At 42.9% G+C, this 21,043-nt stretch carries 19 protein-coding genes; 8 read left to right on the plus strand and 11 right to left on the minus strand.

What is annotated here, in order from left to right; genetic code table 11:
- Positions 1-2: 2 nt before the first annotated feature.
- From FTU55_RS00550 to FTU55_RS00580, 7 genes are all read left to right on the plus strand, one after another.
- The gene (locus FTU55_RS00550) at positions 3-206 is read left to right on the plus strand and encodes a hypothetical protein (RefSeq protein WP_180045824.1); all 204 of its coding nucleotides are present in this window, start codon (positions 3-5) and stop codon (positions 204-206) included.
- A gap of 207 nt (positions 207-413) precedes the next feature.
- A complete protein-coding gene (locus FTU55_RS00555) occupies positions 414-635 on the plus strand; it encodes a major capsid protein (RefSeq protein ID WP_180045827.1) in 222 nt (73 codons plus the stop codon).
- 84 nt (positions 636-719) lie between these two features.
- Entirely contained in the window at positions 720-1,892 is a 1,173-nt protein-coding gene (locus tag FTU55_RS15285) for a virulence factor TspB C-terminal domain-related protein (RefSeq protein ID WP_180045829.1), read from the plus strand.
- 1 nt (position 1,893) lies between these two features.
- The gene (locus tag FTU55_RS00565; protein ID WP_081403454.1) at positions 1,894-2,175 is read left to right on the plus strand and encodes a DUF2523 family protein; all 282 of its coding nucleotides are present in this window, start codon (positions 1,894-1,896) and stop codon (positions 2,173-2,175) included.
- 86 nt (positions 2,176-2,261) lie between these two features.
- Positions 2,262-3,275 carry a zonular occludens toxin domain-containing protein gene (locus FTU55_RS00570; RefSeq protein WP_180045831.1) on the plus strand — a complete coding sequence of 338 codons (1,014 nt, stop codon included), beginning with the start codon at positions 2,262-2,264 and terminating at the stop codon, positions 3,273-3,275.
- A gap of 15 nt (positions 3,276-3,290) precedes the next feature.
- Positions 3,291-3,701, plus strand: coding sequence for a hypothetical protein (locus tag FTU55_RS00575; protein WP_180045833.1), 411 nt, complete (start codon positions 3,291-3,293; stop codon positions 3,699-3,701).
- Positions 3,702-3,871: 170 nt separating this feature from the next.
- A complete protein-coding gene (locus FTU55_RS00580; protein ID WP_180045835.1) occupies positions 3,872-4,147 on the plus strand; it encodes a hypothetical protein in 276 nt (91 codons plus the stop codon).
- Between the two features lie 292 nt (positions 4,148-4,439).
- Here FTU55_RS00580 and FTU55_RS00585 read toward each other — a convergent pair whose 3' ends face one another.
- From FTU55_RS00585 to FTU55_RS00635, 11 genes are all read right to left on the minus strand, one after another.
- Positions 4,440-5,207 (minus strand): OmpA family protein, encoded by a 768-nt coding sequence (locus tag FTU55_RS00585; RefSeq protein WP_180045837.1) that lies wholly within the window; start codon positions 5,205-5,207, stop codon positions 4,440-4,442.
- Between the two features lies 1 nt (position 5,208).
- The gene (gene tagF, locus FTU55_RS00590) at positions 5,209-6,168 is read right to left on the minus strand and encodes a type VI secretion system-associated protein TagF (RefSeq protein WP_168381391.1); all 960 of its coding nucleotides are present in this window, start codon (positions 6,166-6,168) and stop codon (positions 5,209-5,211) included.
- A 31-nt stretch (positions 6,169-6,199) separates the two neighbouring features.
- Complete coding sequence (gene tssM / locus FTU55_RS00595) at positions 6,200-10,015, minus strand: type VI secretion system membrane subunit TssM (protein WP_180045839.1); 3,816 nt, start codon at positions 10,013-10,015, stop codon at positions 6,200-6,202.
- A gap of 40 nt (positions 10,016-10,055) precedes the next feature.
- On the minus strand, positions 10,056-11,474 hold the full coding sequence (locus FTU55_RS00600) for a hypothetical protein (RefSeq protein ID WP_180045841.1): 1,419 nt from the start codon (positions 11,472-11,474) through the stop codon (positions 10,056-10,058).
- A complete protein-coding gene (gene tssG / locus FTU55_RS00605) occupies positions 11,471-12,466 on the minus strand; it encodes a type VI secretion system baseplate subunit TssG (RefSeq protein WP_168383077.1) in 996 nt (331 codons plus the stop codon). Before tssG ends, FTU55_RS00600 begins: the two co-directional genes overlap by 4 nt.
- Complete coding sequence (tssF, locus tag FTU55_RS00610) at positions 12,430-14,235, minus strand: type VI secretion system baseplate subunit TssF (RefSeq protein ID WP_075175233.1); 1,806 nt, start codon at positions 14,233-14,235, stop codon at positions 12,430-12,432. Before tssF ends, tssG begins: the two co-directional genes overlap by 37 nt.
- A gap of 11 nt (positions 14,236-14,246) precedes the next feature.
- Positions 14,247-14,723: a type VI secretion system baseplate subunit TssE gene (tssE, locus tag FTU55_RS00615; protein ID WP_045795669.1), complete on the minus strand. Its 477-nt coding sequence runs from the start codon at positions 14,721-14,723 to the stop codon at positions 14,247-14,249.
- Positions 14,724-14,790: 67 nt separating this feature from the next.
- Positions 14,791-15,294 (minus strand): type VI secretion system tube protein Hcp, encoded by a 504-nt coding sequence (locus FTU55_RS00620; protein ID WP_005177807.1) that lies wholly within the window; start codon positions 15,292-15,294, stop codon positions 14,791-14,793.
- Positions 15,295-15,338: 44 nt separating this feature from the next.
- Positions 15,339-16,820 carry a type VI secretion system contractile sheath large subunit gene (tssC, locus tag FTU55_RS00625; protein WP_005177804.1) on the minus strand — a complete coding sequence of 494 codons (1,482 nt, stop codon included), beginning with the start codon at positions 16,818-16,820 and terminating at the stop codon, positions 15,339-15,341.
- Positions 16,813-17,316, minus strand: a complete 504-nt coding sequence (gene tssB, locus FTU55_RS00630; protein WP_045795670.1) for a type VI secretion system contractile sheath small subunit — start codon at positions 17,314-17,316, stop codon at positions 16,813-16,815. The genes tssC and tssB overlap by 8 nt, the downstream gene beginning before the upstream one ends.
- Positions 17,317-17,336: 20 nt before the next feature.
- On the minus strand, positions 17,337-17,975 hold the full coding sequence (locus FTU55_RS00635) for a hypothetical protein (protein WP_104483770.1): 639 nt from the start codon (positions 17,973-17,975) through the stop codon (positions 17,337-17,339).
- Between the two features lie 389 nt (positions 17,976-18,364).
- Here FTU55_RS00635 and tssH point away from each other — a divergent pair, with 389 nt between their 5' ends.
- Entirely contained in the window at positions 18,365-21,043 is a 2,679-nt protein-coding gene (tssH, locus tag FTU55_RS00640; protein WP_180045843.1) for a type VI secretion system ATPase TssH, read from the plus strand.

Genomic DNA, 21,043 nt, shown 5'->3' on the forward strand with positions numbered 1-21,043 from the left:
TCATGTATAGAAAAAATCCCATTTACAGAACAACAACTTATGACAGAAAAGTAGGGCAGTTGCGTAAAGAGGATTATTTAAAGATTAGGCAAATTCTTAATCTTTATTTAGAAGAACAGCAAAGCATTGATACTACGACAAATGATGAAATTAATGATTTAAAAACATTGATTTGGAAAGTAGACCATCAAGCTGAACGGATGTAGGAATTTAAGAAATGCACGTTTGCAAGACTTTATCACAGCCAAATGAATCAGGTCTGCAAACATGCTTGGAGTGGCAGGATATTAAATCATTCTTGCCTGATTTAACGGTACAGCAAGCCAATGAATTACTAATCGCAATCGTGGGTTGCCTTGCCGTTGTATTCATCGTTAAGCAAGTTATTAGCTTGCTCAAATAATGAGGTTTATATGAAAACTCAAGTTCAACAAAAAAACAAGGCACTACCAGTTGCTTTAGGTACTGGACTGATGGTTGCTGCTGGTTCTGCATTTGCGGAGGGTGATCTAGCAACAGGAGCAACTACTGCAATTAGTGGTGGCTCAGGAACACTTCAAACTGTAGGTATTGCCATCATTGGTGTTGTTGCTGGTGTTTGGGTCATTAAACGTGTAATTGCGTTAATTCGTTAATTCACAAAACCCCATTACATCCAGTAATGGGGTTCTAAGCTTTTAGTCATGACTAAATTTAGAATGAGGTAATAGGGTGGACGTGTGGATTTATTTTATCGTTATGTGCTTATGCTTTCTTTTTTTATTACGTTAAATCAAAGCTATGCATCTTCGCCAGCTACGACTGCTGGTTCTTGGAACTATACGGTTACACAAGATGGATCAAAAAAAACGAATATTAGTGGCTCAAAAAATATTACCGTCAATGGTCAACCTAAAACGCTTACTTCAACCATCAAAGACTTCAAACCTAAAAATGGCTTAATTGGTCGAACGATGTATCGTCGTTTAATGGCTGGAACTGCTGGATTAGGCGTTGCTGCTGTAGCTGGATTCTTACATACAAAAGGTTGGTATTTAGATACGCTTACAGGACTATATGTAATCGGTGCCAGTCAAAAATATGTATGGACATGCGGTGGAATACAACATAATTCACCAGCATCGTATGCAAGTTGTATGCTTGGTGTGCTTCAACAGCAAAACCCTACATACGACTTTGCGATCAATACAATTGAAAATGATAAAGAGAAAGTCCGTGTTGTATTTGACAAAACCGCACCTAATTTGCCGTCATATCAACAATCTGTTGTTATTACGAACACAGGCACAATTACGAATGAAGATGAAGAAGTTAAACCTACAACATTAACTCCTGAAATATTAGATGACATCCTGACTAATCCTGCTGTAAATACTCAGGCTACTGCAATCCCTGAAGCCTTAACACCTGATGTTGCAAACGGTGAAACACCATCTACATTTGAGCCTTATGTTGATATTTCGACTGCCTTAGATCAACAGGCGGTTTATCCTTCACAGACTGATGTAACTTCTACAACAACGACAACAGATACAGCTACAGGTAATCAGACAACATCAACGACAAATACTGCTATCCCTGAATTCTGTAATTGGGCTACGCCTATATGTTCATTTCTCGACTGGTTTAAAGACGACTCTGCCATTCCTGAACCTGAAAAATATGAAGTCCGTGAATTTGATAAAAACAAACTGCCGACTTCACCTGAATTTAACTTTAGAGGTAATTGCCCAGCACCTAAAACATTTAATTTAAATTTAGGTATGGCATCTACTCAAATATCACTTCCTTATGACTACTTCTGTTCATTTGCAAATGATATACGTCCATTTGTGATTCTCGCAGCATGGCTGCATGCCTGTTATATCTTCGTTGGCTTCGTGAGGTCATAAAATGGCGGGTTTATTAGTACGTGTATTAACTTGGTTTGCATCCGGTCTAGTCTTTCAAGCCTTATCTGCCTTTGGTATTGGCATCTTCTCAATGTATTTCTTAAACGAAATTACTTCTTCCTTGATTGATTCTATGAGAGATGCTGTTACAGGTTTACCTCCTGCTGTACTTGGCATTCTTGGGCTTGCTGGCTTTGATAAATATTTATCTATTGTATTAGGTACATTTGTCACTGTGACTTATTTGCGCTCTATGAGATTTGTATTAACTAGAGAAATGTAATGAATCCCATTGCGAATGACGACGAAGCATGAGGAGGATTGAGCAATGGGAATATATCACTTCAATTGGTTTGATGAGCTTGTACTATGCTAACACTGATTACGGCAACTCCAGGTTCGGGTAAGACATTAAAGGCTTTAGCTATCATCTTCGACTTTCTAAATGATGGTCGCAATGTATGGACTAACATTGACGGCATTAATATCTCTGGTGTTCGTAAATTTGAAGATGATTTAGAGAATCCATTTGATTGGCGTAAATTGGATCATGGCTCTGTCGTTCTTTATGATGAAGCACAAAAGCACCCAGCATTTGCCAAGAGAGATATGTTAAAAAAATACCCAAAGGATAGGGCAGAAGACATAGCCAATATTGCTTGGGATCTCGATTACCATCGGCATAATGGTTATGACATTGTATTAATTACCCAGTCACCAAAACTTATAAATCAACATACATTAGACTTTGTTGGTGAGCATTTACATTTAAGACGTGTCTTTGGCTTAAAACAGGCTACAATCTTCCATTTCCCTGAACATAAGCTAAATCCAAATACAAGAAGTGTTCGTGATGAAGCAATTAATAAAGAAACATTTAAATTCCCCAAGCACTTATTTAAGTTCTATAAATCAGCTACTCAGCATACTCACAAGACCAAAATACCTTTGAAATATATAGCTATTCTTATAGCTGTATTTATAGGGATACCCAGTTATGTTTATTCAAAGTGGAAGGATGATAAAATATTAAATAGTCAAAATACGGTCATAGAAGATTCAAAGCAGCCTGTTAAAGCGCAAGCACCAATTGACACATCCCCAGTAAAATCAACTACGGAAAAAGAGGTTAAAGCTGTAGATTTGGAGCAACAAGAATTATCAAGAATCGCCATGATTATAGATTCATCTACTGATTGTTACGCCAAAAACTCTTATGGTGACATTGTTGATATTACGATTAATGAATGCCGAGCTTTATCAACGAAAAATAATAGGATGTCTTTCTCTAAAGTGAAAAAAGAACAGTATTTACAAGAAAATGTCTCTGTAAATAGTAATGAAAATATAGATTATAAACCGCCAACGTATCCGAATCTTTAATCACTAGGAGTGAATATGACTGAAAAACGCTTTGAACCTGTATATGATAATAATGAGTACAATATTTTAGGCTCTGATCTTGGTTCAATTGAAACAGAATTTAAGAGTTTAATTGAGGATTATCAATATTTAACTAAAAGATTAATGGATATTGATAACCCTATAACTGATGGCGAGATAGACTGGCTTGGTATTACGGATTTAAAAATCAATGCTGTTTACCGCTTTATTTACTCTGAATTTAGCAAATTGAAAGGCAGTGATACAGCATTAAAGATGCAGCTTGCTATTGATAATCAAGATATTATTAAACAGCTTTATGACAAAATCCATGAGCAGCGAAAGCTAAATATTGAAAATGATCCTGTTCTTCGGGAGCTTTCCAAACAAGTTCGTCAACTTCGCATTCTAACCTTCGGTCAATAGTAATTTGAGCTGCTTAAACGCATGTAATTGTATAAAACCCATCAATCTGTGATTGATAGGGTTTTAACAATTATAGTGGCTTAAGGAGCAGGCAAGGACGGGGAATATTTGCTATCGTTACCATAAGTACAGACGCGCCAGTGTTTCGATCCTCAACTTGAGATCATGTCATGCAACTCATTCAGTTTAATTTAGATCATTTAGATAAGACTCTAATAAATCAACAAGATATTGAATATAATCAAATTATTGACTATGAGATAGTCAGGGAAAGTATTTGTAGCTTGATATTTAAATTAAGTAGACAGGCGAAATTAGCCGATTCTGAACAACAAGAAATACTTCAAAAAAATATAAGTAAACTCATCTACATAAGAGATCATTTACAAATCCACGATAGAACTTCTATTCAAAAAATCATGTCTGAGATCAGGTCTTATCAATAACTATCTTGATGTCATAGCCACGCAGATTTGCGTAAGCTTGCTTGGACGCAAATCGAGTAGCGATCTGATTTCTGCATAACTTATATTATGTTCATTAACAGATGCTTGACAGCGATGTCACTGGTTACATAAGCTGTCAAGCACAGCACCAACAATTGAAATGGGTTGCGGCAACGCAACTAAGTTAGGGTGCTGTCGTAGAGATGTTATTTAACATAATATACATTATACGAAATATAGCATATTAAATAAAAGCCATCCTGTAGATGGCTCTTATTCCTTTAATGACCACTTAAATCACTTCAAACTCAATACGACGGTTCTTTTTACGACCCTCAGCTGTTGAGTTGTCTGCCACAGGTTTGTTGGCGCCTAAACCTTCCACACTCAAACTATCTGCAGGAATATTTTTGCCAATCAAATAATCTTTTACCGCCTGTGCACGCTCTTTACTTAAGATCAGGTTTTTATTGGCATCACCAGAGCTATCAGTATGGCCAATAATTTTCACCTGCTTGCCACCAACCTTATTTAAGGCAATCGCCATCTCATCAAGAATTTTTGTCCCAGATGCGGCTAAAACCGCACTGCCAGATTCAAATTCAATAATCCGGTTTTTCAAGGCATCATCAATAATTTTCTGTTCGGCCTGATTTACAGATAACTGTGCATTAAAACGATATGGCGCCTGTACCAAGCCCTGAAAAGCATTTGTGGTTGGCTGGATATCATTTTGGTTGGACATTTTTCCATTTAAATCAATTTGCGTACCGCGTACCAACAATTGACCCTGCTTCACTTTTTTTAGGTCTGGCGTGATCATTCGTGTGACCGATTCGCTCCAGCCATTGGGTGCAGCAACCGATTTAACCTGAATTTTATCAATGACTTGGTCCGCACCATACACACTGTGCATTTTAGTCAGGATGGCCTGTTTGCTGGCTTCATTCGGGACCACGCCTTCAACTACAATCGGCTGTGCACATACCCAGCTACTAACACTGAACAAGAGTACAGACAGCCATTGTTTTTTATATGTATTTAATTGATTTTTAATCATTTTATCCATCTATAAAAGTCTGTCTAAAGAGTTTGATTCCCTGGCTTAAGCTAAGCTGGCGTTCACATAAAGCCTGTTCCAACGCCGCCAAACCTGCATTTTGCTCCAGATACGGATCAATCCAGCTGGCATTGACCAATGAGACCCAATGTGAACTGTCCAGGTTTTGGGTGAAAATTTCGCTTAAAGCCTGAATATCTGCGCCATGAAAGCCAAAAATCAGCAAGGGTTTGTCATAATGCAGTAAACCGACCAGCAATTCTGTGTTCTGATTGGCGACAAAACGGCTAATCAGACTGACCCAAAATGCTGCAATTTCATAGCAATAGGCATGATTATTAATCGGTAAAATCAGGACTTTATTTAATTTACTGGTGCCTTGATGGATCACCGGTTGCAGCAATAATCCCAGTCCAATCATGCTTTGTGCCAGCTCATAGGTGCTGATTTTCATCAACTGGGCAAAAGAATGTGTCGTATGATGTTCATAAAATGCTGCACTTTCATGCACATCAAACACCTGAATCTGGTTATTCAGTTTGGCCAGCTTGTCCAGCAAAATCTCAGGATCACGAATCGACTTGAGCACCCGGTTTTTCTGAAACAGATCAATCAGGGTCTGTTTATAGCGATACGGTGCGTACAGCAAATGCTCCAGGGGGACATCTACATCTAGCAGATGGCTCAGTACCATCGGAAACTGTCGTCCCGAACTGTCTTCGCTGGCAATTAAGTTGGCCACCAGAAATTTATATTCCTGCGGATTGGCAATGAAAAAATCCAGTGATGGCAACTGCGTATAGCGCCTTTGAAACTCTGGAGATTGCATCGCTTTTTCCAGCGCCTCAGTAATCCACTGATCCAGTACCTGAATCAGTGAAGATTGGCCTTTGGTTTTCAAAAAATCGCCTCGGGCCGGACATTTACCATAATAAAATGGCAGGGTTTTCAGCTCATTCATCCCTGCTCTCCCACTCGCCTGTTCTGGCTGATCATGGCTGTACTCCTTCAATTCCTTTTAAAGGCGATGTGCTATTGGTGCGTGCAGTGGCAGGTGTCGGTGCTGTTTGCGCAGCCACGACACGTACCGATTTATTGGTAACCACCTGATCAACCAGCTGTAAACCCGCATAGCCACGGCTTGAGCCAATATTACCCGAGTTGCCGCTAATCAGTCGGAAGTTCAGTTTCACCGCAATATTCGGGTCCTGCTTGCTTTTCCAGACCATTTCAAAGCTGCCGCCTTGCTGGGTACGCTGAGCCGTGTCAATCAGACGGTTAATGCCGTACTCACCCGGTTCATCAAAGACGGTATGGGTTTTACCTTCTAAATCCACCGCTGTAATACGCGCACCCGGAATCGCACCCGGATTTGGCCAGACGAAATTCACCCATTGCTGAATGCCATTTTCATAAACCATACGCTGCCCATCAATATCAATGGTATAGGCCAGTAATTGCGGATTCTGTAATGGATAGAACTGGAAGTTGGACTGATTCACCGGTGCTTGCGCCGCGGTTTGAGACAATTCACCTGTCGCCATGCCATTGCTAGGCGCGACATAGCTCTGGAAATTCATCACAAATTGCGGGTTCAGGCTGATACCTAAATCTTTCCAGGTTTTTGAGGTTAAGGTATAGCCACGACGGATTACCAGCGGATCTAAATGCTCTTTCACAAAACGGGCGATACTGCCATTTTCACCAAAAATCTGGCTAATTTCATTGCTGGTCGCCTGTAAGGTCGCAGATGAATTAAACGGATATTTTTTGCTTAAGTTGGCGCTAAATGGCTGATAAGCCTGCATGGTCCACAGTTTATTGATTTCATCCTGTGCCGGAATTAACAGGCTTTCAAATGAATGCGTTAATGGACTGATCAACAGTTTTTGTAACAGCTGCTGGTCACGTTCATTTAAGCCCACCGTCATCTTCTCATCGACCAGTTTCTGGGTACTGTTAAACACCGAACTTTGATCATTGATGGTCTGTTTCACCAAGGTCATGGCCGATGGACCAATATCGCCCGCACTTTTCAGGTCATTGAACTTGCTGCGCACCTGAGCAATCGCTTGCATATACTCATCCAGTAAAGACTTGTTCTGCTGGTCATCACGCTTACGTACCAGCTGATAGAACATCTGGAATTCTTTGGAAATTGGTCCTTGTGCTCTGGCTACAGCCTGTTCCGCCATTTTCGCTTCATCGCGGTTCAACACTTTACGTTTAAACCAGGCAATAAAACCTTTTTGCGGTGCGGCTAGTTCTGCCTGAACCACCGGATTATCCCACGAGGTTTCCTGTGCAATCCGGGTAATCATCTGACGGATTGGTGAATTTTCCGGTTCACCCAGTTTTTCAATATTCTGCGCAGACTGTTTAAATTCCTTGCCTTTGGCATAGTGCACACCAGCCAGGAATTTACGCCATTCTGCAATATATTCCTGCTTGTACAGATCGGTCAGCTGTTTACGGATCTGATCGGGGCTGCCACTAAAGGTCAGGTCATCGGACTGGGTACTGTTTAACACCCAGTCTTTAGAATCTGTTGGCCGGTTGGAGACTTCATCAATGGCGGTTTCGACATATTCTGCCCAGGCTTTCTGGGTAAATACACCCGGTAAGGCATAACTGCCCAGCACCACCGCCTGATTATTCTCACCGATCATCTGTTTGACGGTTAAGGCCGGGAAACGTACCGCTGCACGCATTTTAATTTCGTTATAGACCCGATCACGTGCCGGCATACCACGCACCACAGACAATAACACCTGACGTGACTGATCAACCACCAAGGTATCCGCTTCCAGATTCGGGAATTTGGCATCATTGGCCAGGGTCATGGCATAAGATAAAATCTGCTCGGCATCTTTCAGCATTTGGCCGCGCGCCAAATTCCCCCGGTTGGCATCTAACCACGGACGCCAGAAACGCGTGACCTGATCACTTAAATGACCAGCTTCACGATATTCCGGATTGCTCATCATCAAGTAGGCTTTCAGTGCATTGTACGCATCTTGCGGATTACTGTCCGATGGCTCCAGATATTTCTGCTGATTGGCCACCTGCTTGATTTCCACATTGGCATGATTGGCCTTCAGGGTTTCTTCATTGGCTTTTACCCGTTGCAGATACTGTGCCATGTTTTGCTGTGCCGGCTGCAGCACAATCTGCTGCACGCCTTGCAAATATTCAGTCTTCAGCTTTTCACGCAGCTCATTGCCCTGGTATAAACCAAAGCCAAATTTTAATGGACGATCTTCAGCAAAACTGTCCAGCTGTGACATACGGTTTTGCAGAATCAGCAAGGCTTCAAGCTGTCCGGCCAGTTCGGTGCCAGAGCGCTGCTCAATCTGCACCACTTTATTCAGGTCTTGCTGCACCTCGGCAATTAACTGCTGGTTATTGCGATACGACCAGACCCACAGTCCCAGAATAATCGACACACCAAACAATGCGGCAATAAAGCCAACATAACGCTGGCGTTTACGCAGTGGATTAATATGCTGTTTGACCAGATTCTTGTCTTTCAGAATCACATCGGAAAACAGCCCTTTCAGGAAGTAACCATGGTTTTGTGAAACCGAACGGGTCGGCACACCATGTTCACTGTTGGGAATCTTGGTCAGTAAAAAGTCCTGTGCAATCTGCTCGGTCATCGGGCTTTCAATGGTGCCTTCCTGTAAGGCACTGGTGAAATAGAAGCCACGGAATACCGGTTTAAACTGGTACGGATTATCTTCAAACAAGGTACCAATAAAGGTTTTCAGCGCTGGCTTTAAGCTCTTGAACTCCAGCGGGAAAGTCATGACACTTGGAGAAATATTCTGTGAATGGCGGCGGCTTAAATGGGTAGTACTTACGCCTTTTAAACCATCATATAAAATGCCGTAATGCTTTTCAAACAGCTCGACCGCATTTTGAGAAGATTCCGCATCATAGGGCAAGGTTGCACCCCAGACCTGATCAAACTCATTCACTTCATAACATTCAAAGAATTCGGTAAAGCCGGCAATCAGGTCCATTTTAGAAAACACCAGATACACCGGAGGATAAATTTCCAGACGCTCGGTTAAATCCTGAATCCGGGCACGTAAATTCTTGGCCAATTTAATTGATTTTTCCGGACTCTGGCTGACCAGCTCGGCAATACTGACAATTACAATCAGGCCATTAATTGGCGCCTGAGAACGGTTTTTCTTTAATAAACCTAAAAAACCGAGCCATTCAGAATGATCTTCGGAATAGACCGAATAACGCCCGGCTGTATCCAGCAATACCCCTTCGGTGGAAAAGAACCAGTCACAGTTACGGGTACCGCTTAAACCGGCAGACACCATTTTCTGATGACTTTCTTCAAAGGGAAATTTCAGACCGGAGTTATAAATCGCCGAACTTTTTCCGGCGGCCGGGTTACCAATCACCATATACCACGGCAATTCATATAAGGCCGCATTGCCCTTTTTATCGCCCAGTTTAGACTTGCGGATCAGCTGAATCGATTCTTTCATTTGTTGTTGAATCAGCTGTAATTCTTCTTTATCTTTCTGCTTGCCGTATTCAGCTTCGGTGTCTTTACTGATGGCTTCGGCCAGCTCTTCGCCCTGCTTTTCATGACGATAACGCTGGATCGAGGCATAAATCCCGTATCCGACCACACCCAGAATATACACTGCCATCAGCGCCCAGAATAGATTGCGCGGAATGGTGTTATAAGATGCTATGAGTGCCACAAAAATAGACAGTGCAATAATCGCTTTCGGATTAGTCACATACTGCCAGACATAGCCTAAAATGGTATAAAACATACTGTTCTCGTTGTTCTAAAATTCGCGCGATACTGCAACATCAGCCCTGTGGGGTTTCATGGGAAACCGGCATAAAAAGTACGTGGGTGGCCGGATGTTCGGTACTGTAAATCATGGAAATAATTCCCTCTGGAAGATGCATGCCCAACATGAAAGAAAACACTTTCGACAAGTGTTGGGTATGACCAATACTTTGTTTTGTATATAAAAAATGATGAGTTTCGATTTGAGACTCAGCAAAACTCTGTTCAATCTGCTTCACGACTTTAATCTGGGTCGGATCATCCGGCATCAGCACAAAAGGCTGTTCCTGATCGAATTGCGCCAGTTCTGTCATCTGATGCTGCTGCAGGTAATGGGCAATATTTTTTTCATTCAACACCAGCTGCAGCATTTTGAATGGTTCCAGCTGGTTAATCTGCACCGCGGTGGAAGCCACAATACAGCTAGAGACAAATTCGGCCGGTAAATAATGGTCGGTCAGCCAGGTTTTTTCATCAATCACGTCCTGATCAATTTCAGAATCGACCAGCACTATTAGCGATACTTCTTCGGTTTGTGCTGCGGTCTGTTCCAGCAATTCAAACCAGTCCTGATAGGCATTTTTACTGCCCCAATAATGATGCTCGATATGAATCTGCTCCGGAATTACCTGAAAATCTTGGATAAATTCCATGATCATCTGCTGGCTGTCTATTTCATTCCATAAATGCAGCAAATCTTCTGCCAGCACCACATGAATATTAATCCGGTTTAAACGCATAACAGGTTGCACCGGCTCAGGTTCAAGGCTTTCATCTTCCTGATGGTTGGGATCAATCCAGCCCGGATGCATACGGTACTGATAGGCCAGCTCGCTGTCATAAAACAGTGCCGACTGTTTTAAATGTTCGGCAATTTGCATCAGTACATCGCTGTGCTGAACCAGCTGCTGCTGGACCAGCCGGCGTATGCGTAAACTGCGCTGGCTGTCGACGCTATATTCATCTGCATCGTCATCCAGCTCAATTTCATCATCCAGGTCTTTAATGCGATAAGACAAAATTGGCAAGCCGTAGGCATTTAACAGCTGATGATCCAGCTCCGGACTAGTGAAATTTTTTAATTCCTCGACAATCTGTTCATTTTCACCAAAAGCATGCTGGCTATAACCACTGTACAGGTTCAGCGCCACCGTTCTGACCGGCTCCGCTTTTTCTTCAGGAGTCTGCTGCTGGGCAAGTGCTGCCTGCTCCTGCTGCTGTTTTTGTTCTTCCTGACGTTTTTTATAACGCTGGACTGCGCTATAAATGATGAAAGGTGACGTCAGCAGCAGCGTAATCGCCAAAGGTAAAAATACAAAAAATGCCAGCATATCTGCCGTATCGGGATCATGCTGAATATCGCGCCAGTAAAAGATAATGGCGGTGCTGACCAGAATAAAAATACTGACAAAAGTGCCAATGATCCACTTGATCATCTTTGATCCCCCAACAGCGGATAACAGCTATCACGATTATCTGCCCATGCCTGTGGCATTAAAAAAGCCCCTTGCCCGAGCCCTGCGCGATGACTGGAGTTCAGACATAAAGGCTGGATGTCTTCTTTGCTCAGCACCAAACGCAAGTCGACCATTAAGGTCGGACTGCACCAGGTCTGTAAGAGTTTTTTCAGTTTTGTACTGGCTGGCTGTCCCGGTAAAAATTCCTGATATTGCTGCCGGTTTAAAGGCCCAACTTCAATTTCAATCTTGCCATCAATCTGGCGGATGGTTTCCCCACAAAAGGTATTTACTCCAAGCAAGGCCGGATTGCTGCCACCTAAACAGGTTTTATGCGCATCATTCAGTTTGAATTTTTCTTCAATAAATTCATGCACAGTAAAATCGGTTTTAAAAATACAGTTCAGCACGGTTTTTAAGGCATGTGCAGTGTTGTTCTGGCCCTGCATCAGGCCTGAAAATTCTGCAAAATAATGGTCCATTTCATCCTGTTCATGTTGTGAACGGATGTAACCATTGAGCGCATGCAGAATATCCAGATAATGATTGTCGTGTTCGACCTCATAACGTACCGGCAAATTATAAGCCAAGCTGGCTTCAATATATTGTCCGGTCAGTTTGTTATTAAACAAACTGAGGAACTGCACGGTTTCTTCACGCTGGATACGTGGACTCTGGCGGACGCGCTGGGTATAGGTATACGGTAAGGCCCCCTGAATGCCGGTAAGTCCCACCATTAAATTGGTCAGCTGAATCTGATCATCTTCAACCGCCAACGTTTCAATTTCTGCCGCCGGAAAATTCAGATTGAGCGAGGTCTGAAACTGAAAGCCCTTTTTCCAGTCGGCCTGTACGGCCTGTTCAGGTGCATGACGCAGCAGCCGCGTGGCCTGAATAAACTCATACGCCGTCGGCTGTTCAACCAGATCTGCAATTACAGAAGTTTCTTGCCACCAACGTTCTGCACGCATTGGTATAACTCCTGTAAGCTGTTGGCATCACGCACCACCACATCCACAAAGCTGTTCATCTGAACTTTTAAGTTAAAGATATGACTGAGCAAGGTACTGAAAATATAAAGGCTATGGCCACGAAATACCTGTGGATCAATATCCAGATGCACTTTCAGACCACGGACAAATAAAGGAAAGGGTTTAGCTTCGACCATTTTCTGGGTTAACGAAAACTCGACCGCTTTAATTGAGTCAATAATTAAATGATTTTCTTTAGATTTTGGTAGGTTATAAAGTTCAAGCAGCTCTTTGATATGACTGATCGCATCGCCTTTCATCAAAGACAAGGTGTTTAAGGATAAATGCGAGATCACCCGCCATTGTTCCATTTTATTCTGCTCAAAATAATACGGCTTATTCGGACGCTTCAGTACCAGAGCGCGCCGTGCCAGACTGCTGTCATTCAGATTTAAAATATTATTGGCTTGGCTTAAAGCCTCATGTGGCAAGTCACGGTTAGAGCAAAGCAGTTTGGCGCTGATGAAATCCGACTTAGTGTGCTGCGGTTGTAATTGCTTTGACAATACACTGTAGCCCGTTTCCACAAAACGGTTATGCAGCTGCTTGGCATTTAGGGCGTAATAAAACTGAATATCTTCATGCCGATAATGACTCATGGCAAAAAATGGATAAACCGGAAAAACCACCTGATCCTGATTGGTTTTTTCCCGGATCATGTTCATTTCCTGAATGCTATACATCTGATAAAACTCAGGATGATGCGCATCGGTCACCAGTGGATATTCCAGCTGCTTGTGATCAATTTTTTGCGGTTCGGCCTGCTTCTCAAACAGGTTCACCACCGGTGTGGCAAATAATTTAAAGTTAGCCACGTTCAGTTCGGAATAATTGCGAATCACCATCTGATCATTCAGATTCAGTTTCAGATGAATCAGCAATTCAAACTGGCTCTGATCTTCGAAATAATGCAGAAAATCCAGATTCAGACTCAGGAAATTAAACTTTTCCGGAAAGCAGAAATATTCCAGCAATAACCGGTAGGCATGATGGGTATGCTCATCTAGCGGCAGTACACTCTCCTGCTCATGCATACCCATCAGCTGAAATGGATTAGCAATCTGAATTTGGCGCTGGCCAATTTTTAGCGAAAATCCGGTACTGGGACTGAAAATACCATCGAGTACCTGGAGTGGAAAATTGGAAATCGCATCAAGATAAATTGGCAACTGCTGTTGTTGCAGCAATGTGTGTGCCTGATTAAAAATTTCAAAACTCAGACTTAAGGTTGCGTTCTGGTTCAAGTGCATATGCGCACTCGGATTGCTCTTGAATTCCAGCTTGTTGAGCTGAATTGGCAATAAATTCACGCTGTGTGTGCTTGAAAACTCGCACTGAACGCCTTTGAAACTCCTGGATTTTAACGCCGTGCCTTTGGGAATTGTATGTGCTTCGGTCAGCTGTTTAATTTTATTGAGATCTTCAAAGCTGACCACAGAACAGGCCGGAAAAGGCTTTAGGTACTGTGGAAACATGACCTCAAACAAGGCACGGGTAAAAATGTCGTAGCTGTCTGCCAGTTTTTTATCAATACGTGCGGCTATTAGTGAAAATGCCTGAATTAAACGCTCGATATGCGGGTCATCAATCTGTTCCTGATTTAAAGACAGACGCTGGGCAATTTTAGGATATTTTTGGGAAAATTCACGAGATTGCTGGCCGAATTCTTGCAGCTGTTTTTCGTAATAAGGTAACAAGTCTTCAATCACAGGAATCCCACTTATGCACGTGCCGAAATAACATATTGTTGTGTTGTTGGTTTTAATAAAGCATCAAAAATCACAGGTTCATATAAAGGATGAATATTGATATAGGCCTGAATACTCAAGCACAAAGCCCCCATATCCTGTTCATCTAATAACATTTCAACTTTAATCTGTCTTAAACGCGGTTCATGTGCCGCGATGGATTGTGCAATAGACTGGCAGATTTTATCGCGGTCACTTGGATTAGCGGTCGATAAGCCGACAAAATCAATAATCCCAAACTGCATAATGGACTTTTTAACCAGTGGAAAATCATCAATCTGTTCATGCAAAGATGCCATGCGGCTATTGAGCAGGTCTTCCAGATCTGCAGCGACAGATTCGCGAAGTTCCTGTAATGACAACCCCTTTAAATGATAATCTTCTGTAGTTAAAAGCCGGTCAAATAATGTAGTTCTAAAACCGTACGGATAAAGCTGGTCTAAATTCATGTATTACTAATTAAGCATAAAATCAGGTAGAGGCTGGCATAGCGCCAGCCTCCCGTGGTCATACAAATTAAGCAGCGTAAGATGCTGTGTTATTTGAAAGTGACCATTTTTTAGTAACTGCACCTTTTTGGGTACCGTTAATGTCTTGCTGGTTATAAGTCCACTCGACTGCGGCATATTTCAAACCGAATGATTCAGTTGGAACACCTTCTTCATTCACAGTTGGCGTTACGCTTGAAACCAGTACATGTTTCAGTTTGATTTGCAGGTACTTGATACGCTTGTCACCGTTAGCACGATAGAAATCGATCTGTACTTCATCGAAAGTATAACCCGCAGAACATGCTTCCCAAAGTTTTGGACTGGTTGCATCCAAATCTTTAACAAAAACCATGTCTGAGTGTTCTACACGCTCAGCAGTATGACCACCTACACTTGAAGAAGTCGCTGATTTAGGCTGACGGATATTGTGCGCCCAAGAATTTACTTCTAGCCAATCTTTGTGCTCTGCGTCACGCGATTCGCCATCAACTTTATACTTCCCTCGAAACTGTACGTAGATATCTTTCATTTTATAAATTTTCCTGTTTTAGTTAAAAGTTATTATAAGTTGCCTCAATTTGAGGACTGAGGTAACTCAGTAACAAGTCGCAAAGAAACCGACAACTCGTCCAACTGGAAATGCGGTCTTAAGAAAACCACAGACTTGTAGTGTCCCGGCTGAGCAGGATTTTCTACAACCTTTACCGATGCTTCACGAAGCGGATATTGTGCTTTCGCTTCCTGAGAGGCACCGTCGTCAAGCAAGACGTATTGCGATAACCAGTCATTTAAAAAGGCTTCAACATTGCCAGCAGAGGCAAAGCTGCCGACCTTGTCGCGCATCATGGCTTTTAAATAATGGGCAATACGCGAAACCGCCATAATATATTGAATCTGGCTAGATAAGGCCGAGTTGGCATTGGCGCTATCGCTGTCGTATTTCTTCGGTTTTTGTGCAGATTGCGCACCAAAGAACGCCGCGTAGTCAGTATTTTTACAATGTACCAGTGGAATGAAGCCTAAATCGCTTAATTCTTTTTCACGACGGTCAGTAATGGCAATTTCAGTTGGACACTTGAAGACCACTTCGCCATCGCTGGTTTTAAAGGTATGGACCGGCAGGCCTTCGACCAGACCGCCACCTTCAACGCCACGAATTGCCGCACACCAGCCATGCATATCAAAGGCATTGGTTAAACGGGTACCAAAGGCATACGCCGCATTCATCCATAAATATTCATCATGGTTTTGGCCCGACACTTCTTCAATAAAGTTAAAGCCTTCAGTGGCTGCACCATCTTTCGGATGGAACGGTAAACGGCCCAATACACGCGGCATGGTCAATGCGACATAACGTGAATCTTCGCTGTCACGAAATGAACGCCACTGTACATATTCTGCAGTTTCGAAAATCTTGGATACATCACGTGGACGGTCAATATCGGTAAACGATTCCAGCCCCAGAATGCTCGGACTTGCCGCAGAAATAAATGGTGCATGCGATGCCGCAGCCACGTGCGAAATCTGCTCCAGCAGATACATATCTGAAGGCGTACGGTCAAACTCGAAGTCACCAATTAAAGTCGCATACGGTGCACCACCAAATGAACCATACTCTTCTTCATAGATTTTCTTGAACAAGGTACTCTGATCAAAATCAGTCGCGCCCTGGAAATCTTTGACCAGTTCTTTTTTGGTCGTATTCAGCATGCGGATTTTAATCAGCGGATTCGACGGTGTTTCCTGACAGAAATAATATAAACCGCGCCAGGTCGATTCAATTTTCTGGAACTGCTCATGATGCATGATTTTGCTGAGCTGGGCAGAAATCAGCGCATCAATTTCAGCGATACGTTTGTCAATCGACAAAGTCATGTTTTCAGAAACAGTAATTGTCCCGGCCATGACTTCTTTGGCCAGTTCACCAATCAGGCTTTTGGCACGGTCATGTTCTTCTTCATTGCGGGCAATCCGGCTTTGCTCGACAATCGAGTCCAGCAAAGTCAGTTCTTCTGCAGTCTGGGTTTGCGCCTGAACGGCCTGAGCATTAGTCATGATCGGCCTCCGCGCTTAATTTACGAATCTGGTCGGTATTTTTTAATACTTCATCCAGCAGATCTTCCAGACGTTCGCTATTGGAAATCTTGTTACGCAAATCGGTTAAACGCTCACGTGCTTCGACCAGTTTACGCAGCGGATCAACCTGTTGCACCACGCTTTCCGGACGGAAATCTTCCATGGAAGTGAAGGTCAGATCCACCGACATGCGACCGCCCTCTTCAGTTAAGGTATTTTCCACATCGAATGCTGCGCGTGGCGCCAAAGATTCCATCACCTCATCAATGTTATCCAGGTCAACATTAATGAATTTTTTATCTTTTAATTTGGTCTTTTCCAGTTCAGAAGCAGCAGAGAAATCCCCCAACACCCCCACCACAAAAGGCAATTCTTTCACTTCTTTGCCATCACCCACTTCAACATCATAAGTCAGTTGAACACGTGGAGGACGAATGCGCTGAAGTTTCTTTTGTACACTTTCACGTTTAGCCATAATACAGTGATCCTGTTTTATTATTTTCGTAGCGATTCAAATGGATTATTTGAAGCCGCTGGTTTTGCTGCCGGAGCAGTTGTTCTTGTTGCAGTTGCTGCCTTGGTCGATGCGGTACGTGTGGTTTTAGCACGACTTGCATTACTGCTTGCTTTACGTGCTGCAGCACGTTGGGCTGCAGCTTTTTTGGCAAGTGATGCATTGGTAATGGCCTTGGCAGAACTGGTATCCGGAGCAGGCACTGAAGCGCGGATAGTATCCGATAATTCCTTGGCCGCTGGATAGGTCACTTCGTCAGATAAAAAGCGCATTTGCTCGGTACGCATATAGTTTAAGGCATTTTTGGCAATCGAAACGCCTGCTAAAAAGTGCGCATCAGTCAGGTCTGGATGGCGTACGCCCTGGTTTTCCAGCTGTTCTACCAGCTGCAGGGTCTTCATATTTTTACCAAGTTCCTGAAAACGTTTTGCGGCTTGAACTTGCAGTTCTTGTTTCACCTCTTGATTTTTTTTATTTTCTTTGGCACACACTTGCTGATAAATCCCCAACAATGCCTGATCAGTTTCTCCCTTAACCAGCGGATAATCCTTGATACAGCCTCGTTTTAGCTCAATCTGCTCATCTGCATAAGCAATTGGGGTGGCACAAAGTGTCGCCATTAGGGGAAAAAGAAGAATACTTTTTTTCAAAACGAGCCTCTAATTTCTAAATTCATTTATAGTGAATGGGTGTATTTGAAAACTGAACACGAACAATTTTTATCAAAAAAAACATCGCGCAAATTTAACAAAAAATAAACTTCTGGCGTCAAGACAAATTCTGCCAACTATCGACAATAATTGTCATATTTTTGTTTCCGGTAAAATTATTTTTGTCTTATTTGTTTTCATTTTTGAAAAAATTTTAGGTAGAATACTACAACCCTAATATTTATATCAATACAAATTATTGATATGTAAGTAAAATTTATTTTATTTACTGAAAACGATGTTCAGCCCATGGTCGCTACTTTAACCCATTTGGACTGGAATTATAACTAGAGCGTGTTATGAATAATTTAAAAATTTTGATTAATAAACTATCAAGTCATGCCAGAACAGCCTTAGAAAAGTCTGCCAATGCCTGTATTAATCAGCAGAACTACGAAATTGAAATAGAACACTTTTTCCTAGAATTATTAACCCAAGACCATAAAAATGACCTGAGTCTCCTTCTCGATAAATATAAAATTTTAAAAGATGACCTCATTCATGATTTAAAAGAAAGTGTCAGTCACCTGCCAAAGGGTAATTCTCGTACACCTATCTTTGCAAAATCTATCATTCGTCTGTTAGAGCAAGCCTGGTTATTGGCCTCGGCCGAGCAAAATCCGCAAATTCGTAGCAGTCATTTACTGGTTGCTTTGCTAACCGCACCTGATCTTTATCAGATTGCGGTGCGTGCTTCGAGCCTGTTTGACCTGTTCCCAATTGACACCATGAAGCACAAATTTTTAGATGTGTGTGTTAAAAGTGTCGAAAATGAAACCGCTCACGCTCCGGAAATGGCTGAAACTGAAAGCGTCACAGCTATCGAGCCTGCACCAAACAGCAAAAAAACGCCTGCGCTGGATCAATACACCATTAACCTGACTGAAAAAGCCAGAACAGGCGCGATTGATCCGGTGATTGGCCGTGAATTTGAAATCCGTCTGATGCTGGACATTTTAATGCGTCGCCGTCAGAACAACCCGATTTTAACGGGCGAACCGGGTGTCGGAAAAACTGCGGTGGTAGAAGGTTTGGCACTTAAAATTGCCAATAACCAGGTACCGGATGCGCTGAAAAACGTGCATTTGCATGTGCTGGATATGGGCCTGTTACAGGCTGGTGCCAGTGTTAAAGGTGAATTTGAAAACCGCTTAAAACAGGTGATTCAGGAAGTTCAGGCTTCGACTCATCCGATTATCCTGTTTATTGATGAAGCGCATACCTTAATTGGTGCTGGTGGTCAGGCCGGTCAAAATGATGCCGCCAACCTGCTGAAACCAGCACTGGCTCGTGGTGAGTTACGTACTATCGCGGCCACCACTTGGGCCGAATATAAACAGTATTTTGAAAAAGATGCCGCGCTCAGCCGCCGTTTCCAGGTGGTCAAAGTTGAAGAGCCAACTGAAGAAGTCGCAATTGATATGCTGCGCGCCATGATTCCGGTGATGGCCAATCACTTTAAGCTGAATATTGATGATGAAGCAATTGTCACGGCTGTGCATGCCTCACATCGTTATATCAGTGGTCGCCAGCTCCCGGATAAAGCGATTAGTGTATTAGATACCGCCGCTGCACGTGTGGCGCTGACTCAAAATGCCCAGCCGGTGAAACTCGATCAGTTACAGGCGCAGCTGCACAATTTAACACTTGAACGCGAAATTGTTGAAAAAGAACATGCACACTTCCCGATTCATCATGAACGTTTAGACGGTTTAAATCAGAAAATTACTGCTCTTGAGCAGGAAATTGCCGATACACAACAGCAATGGCAACAAGAACTGGAACTGGTTCAGCAGATTCAGACGCTAGAACAGCAGACCGAAGCCGATGAAAACAGCCAGACCCAGATGCAGCAGTTACGCAGCCAGTTGCAGCAACTGCAAGGTCAACATCCGCTGGTATTTGAACGCGTCAATGCCCAGATTATTAATGAAATTATCTCGGACTGGACCGGTATTCCTGTCGGAAAAATGATTAATGATGAAATCAAGCAGGTTCTGACCTTAGAAGATAAACTTTCTGAGCGTGTTATGGGGCAAGACTATGCCCTGCATCAACTGGTGCAAGGCATTAAAACTTCAAAAGCCAAGCTGGAAGACCCAAACAAACCGCAAGGCGTGTTCCTGCTGGTCGGCCCAAGTGGGGTCGGTAAAACTGAAACTGCCCTGGCCTTGGCCAATGAGTTATACGGTGGCGAATCGCATCTGATTACCATCAACATGTCGGAATATCAGGAAGCGCATACGGTTTCATCTTTAAAAGGTGCGCCGCCAGGTTATGTCGGTTATGGTCAAGGCGGTGTGCTGACGGAAGCCGTGCGCCGCAATCCATATAGCGTGGTTCTGCTCGATGAAATTGAAAAAGCGCATAGTGATGTGCAGGAGCTGTTCTATCAGGTGTTTGATAAAGGCATGCTCGAAGATGGTGAAGGTCGCCTGATTGACTTTAAAAATACTACCATCCTGCTGACCTCTAACGCCGGTTCCAGCGCCATCATGCAAAGTTGCCTGCCGCTGCCGGTAGATGAATGGCCAAGCGCAGAACAGCTGATTGAAAAACTGAAACCAAGTTTGTACAAGCAGTTCAAACCGGCCTTTTTAGGACGTATGCGGATTGTGCCGTATTACCCATTGCATGATGATTTACTGGTGCAAATTATCCAGCACAAACTCGGTAAAATTACCGCGCGTCTGGAACAGCAGTACCAGACCAAAGTCAGCTATTCCGACGATTTAATTGAATTACTGCTGAGCCGCTGTACCGAAGTCGATAGTGGTGCACGTAATGTCGACAACATTCTGAATTCTTCGGTGCTTCCGGCTTTGGCGACAGAAATCCTGATGGCACTGGCTGAGCAAAAAATTCCGCAACTGATTCATATTGATGTCAAAGACGATGAAATCATCTATCAGCTCGATCCGGAACAAAAAACGGCCAAAAAACGAAGCAGTAAAAAAGCAAAGATGACTGAAGCGTAA

It is taken from the genome of Acinetobacter sp. YH12117 (assembly GCF_013418865.1).
Classification (GTDB): Bacteria; Pseudomonadota; Gammaproteobacteria; order Pseudomonadales; family Moraxellaceae; genus Acinetobacter; species Acinetobacter indicus.

Excerpts from the sequence above, each read along its gene's own strand:
- FTU55_RS00550 (WP_180045824.1), top strand. The coding sequence starts at position 3 with ATGTATAGAAAAAATCCCATTTACAGAACAACAACTTATGACAGAAAA.
- tssC (WP_005177804.1), bottom strand. The coding sequence starts at position 16,820 with ATGACTAATGCTCAGGCCGTTCAGGCGCAAACCCAGACTGCAGAAGAA.
- FTU55_RS00565 (WP_081403454.1), top strand. The coding sequence starts at position 1,894 with ATGGCGGGTTTATTAGTACGTGTATTAACTTGGTTTGCATCCGGTCTA.
- FTU55_RS00600 (WP_180045841.1), bottom strand. The coding sequence starts at position 11,474 with ATGATCAAGTGGATCATTGGCACTTTTGTCAGTATTTTTATTCTGGTC.
- tssB (WP_045795670.1), bottom strand. The coding sequence starts at position 17,316 with ATGGCTAAACGTGAAAGTGTACAAAAGAAACTTCAGCGCATTCGTCCT.
- tagF (WP_168381391.1), bottom strand. The coding sequence starts at position 6,168 with ATGAATGAGCTGAAAACCCTGCCATTTTATTATGGTAAATGTCCGGCC.
- FTU55_RS00585 (WP_180045837.1), bottom strand. The coding sequence starts at position 5,207 with ATGATTAAAAATCAATTAAATACATATAAAAAACAATGGCTGTCTGTA.
- FTU55_RS00555 (WP_180045827.1), top strand. The coding sequence starts at position 414 with ATGAAAACTCAAGTTCAACAAAAAAACAAGGCACTACCAGTTGCTTTA.
- tssH (WP_180045843.1), top strand. The coding sequence starts at position 18,365 with ATGAATAATTTAAAAATTTTGATTAATAAACTATCAAGTCATGCCAGA.
- FTU55_RS00580 (WP_180045835.1), top strand. The coding sequence starts at position 3,872 with ATGCAACTCATTCAGTTTAATTTAGATCATTTAGATAAGACTCTAATA.
- tssG (WP_168383077.1), bottom strand. The coding sequence starts at position 12,466 with ATGCGTGCAGAACGTTGGTGGCAAGAAACTTCTGTAATTGCAGATCTG.
- FTU55_RS00620 (WP_005177807.1), bottom strand. The coding sequence starts at position 15,294 with ATGAAAGATATCTACGTACAGTTTCGAGGGAAGTATAAAGTTGATGGC.
- FTU55_RS00635 (WP_104483770.1), bottom strand. The coding sequence starts at position 17,975 with ATGGCGACACTTTGTGCCACCCCAATTGCTTATGCAGATGAGCAGATT.
- tssE (WP_045795669.1), bottom strand. The coding sequence starts at position 14,723 with ATGAATTTAGACCAGCTTTATCCGTACGGTTTTAGAACTACATTATTT.
- FTU55_RS00570 (WP_180045831.1), top strand. The coding sequence starts at position 2,262 with ATGCTAACACTGATTACGGCAACTCCAGGTTCGGGTAAGACATTAAAG.
- FTU55_RS00575 (WP_180045833.1), top strand. The coding sequence starts at position 3,291 with ATGACTGAAAAACGCTTTGAACCTGTATATGATAATAATGAGTACAAT.
- tssM (WP_180045839.1), bottom strand. The coding sequence starts at position 10,015 with ATGTTTTATACCATTTTAGGCTATGTCTGGCAGTATGTGACTAATCCG.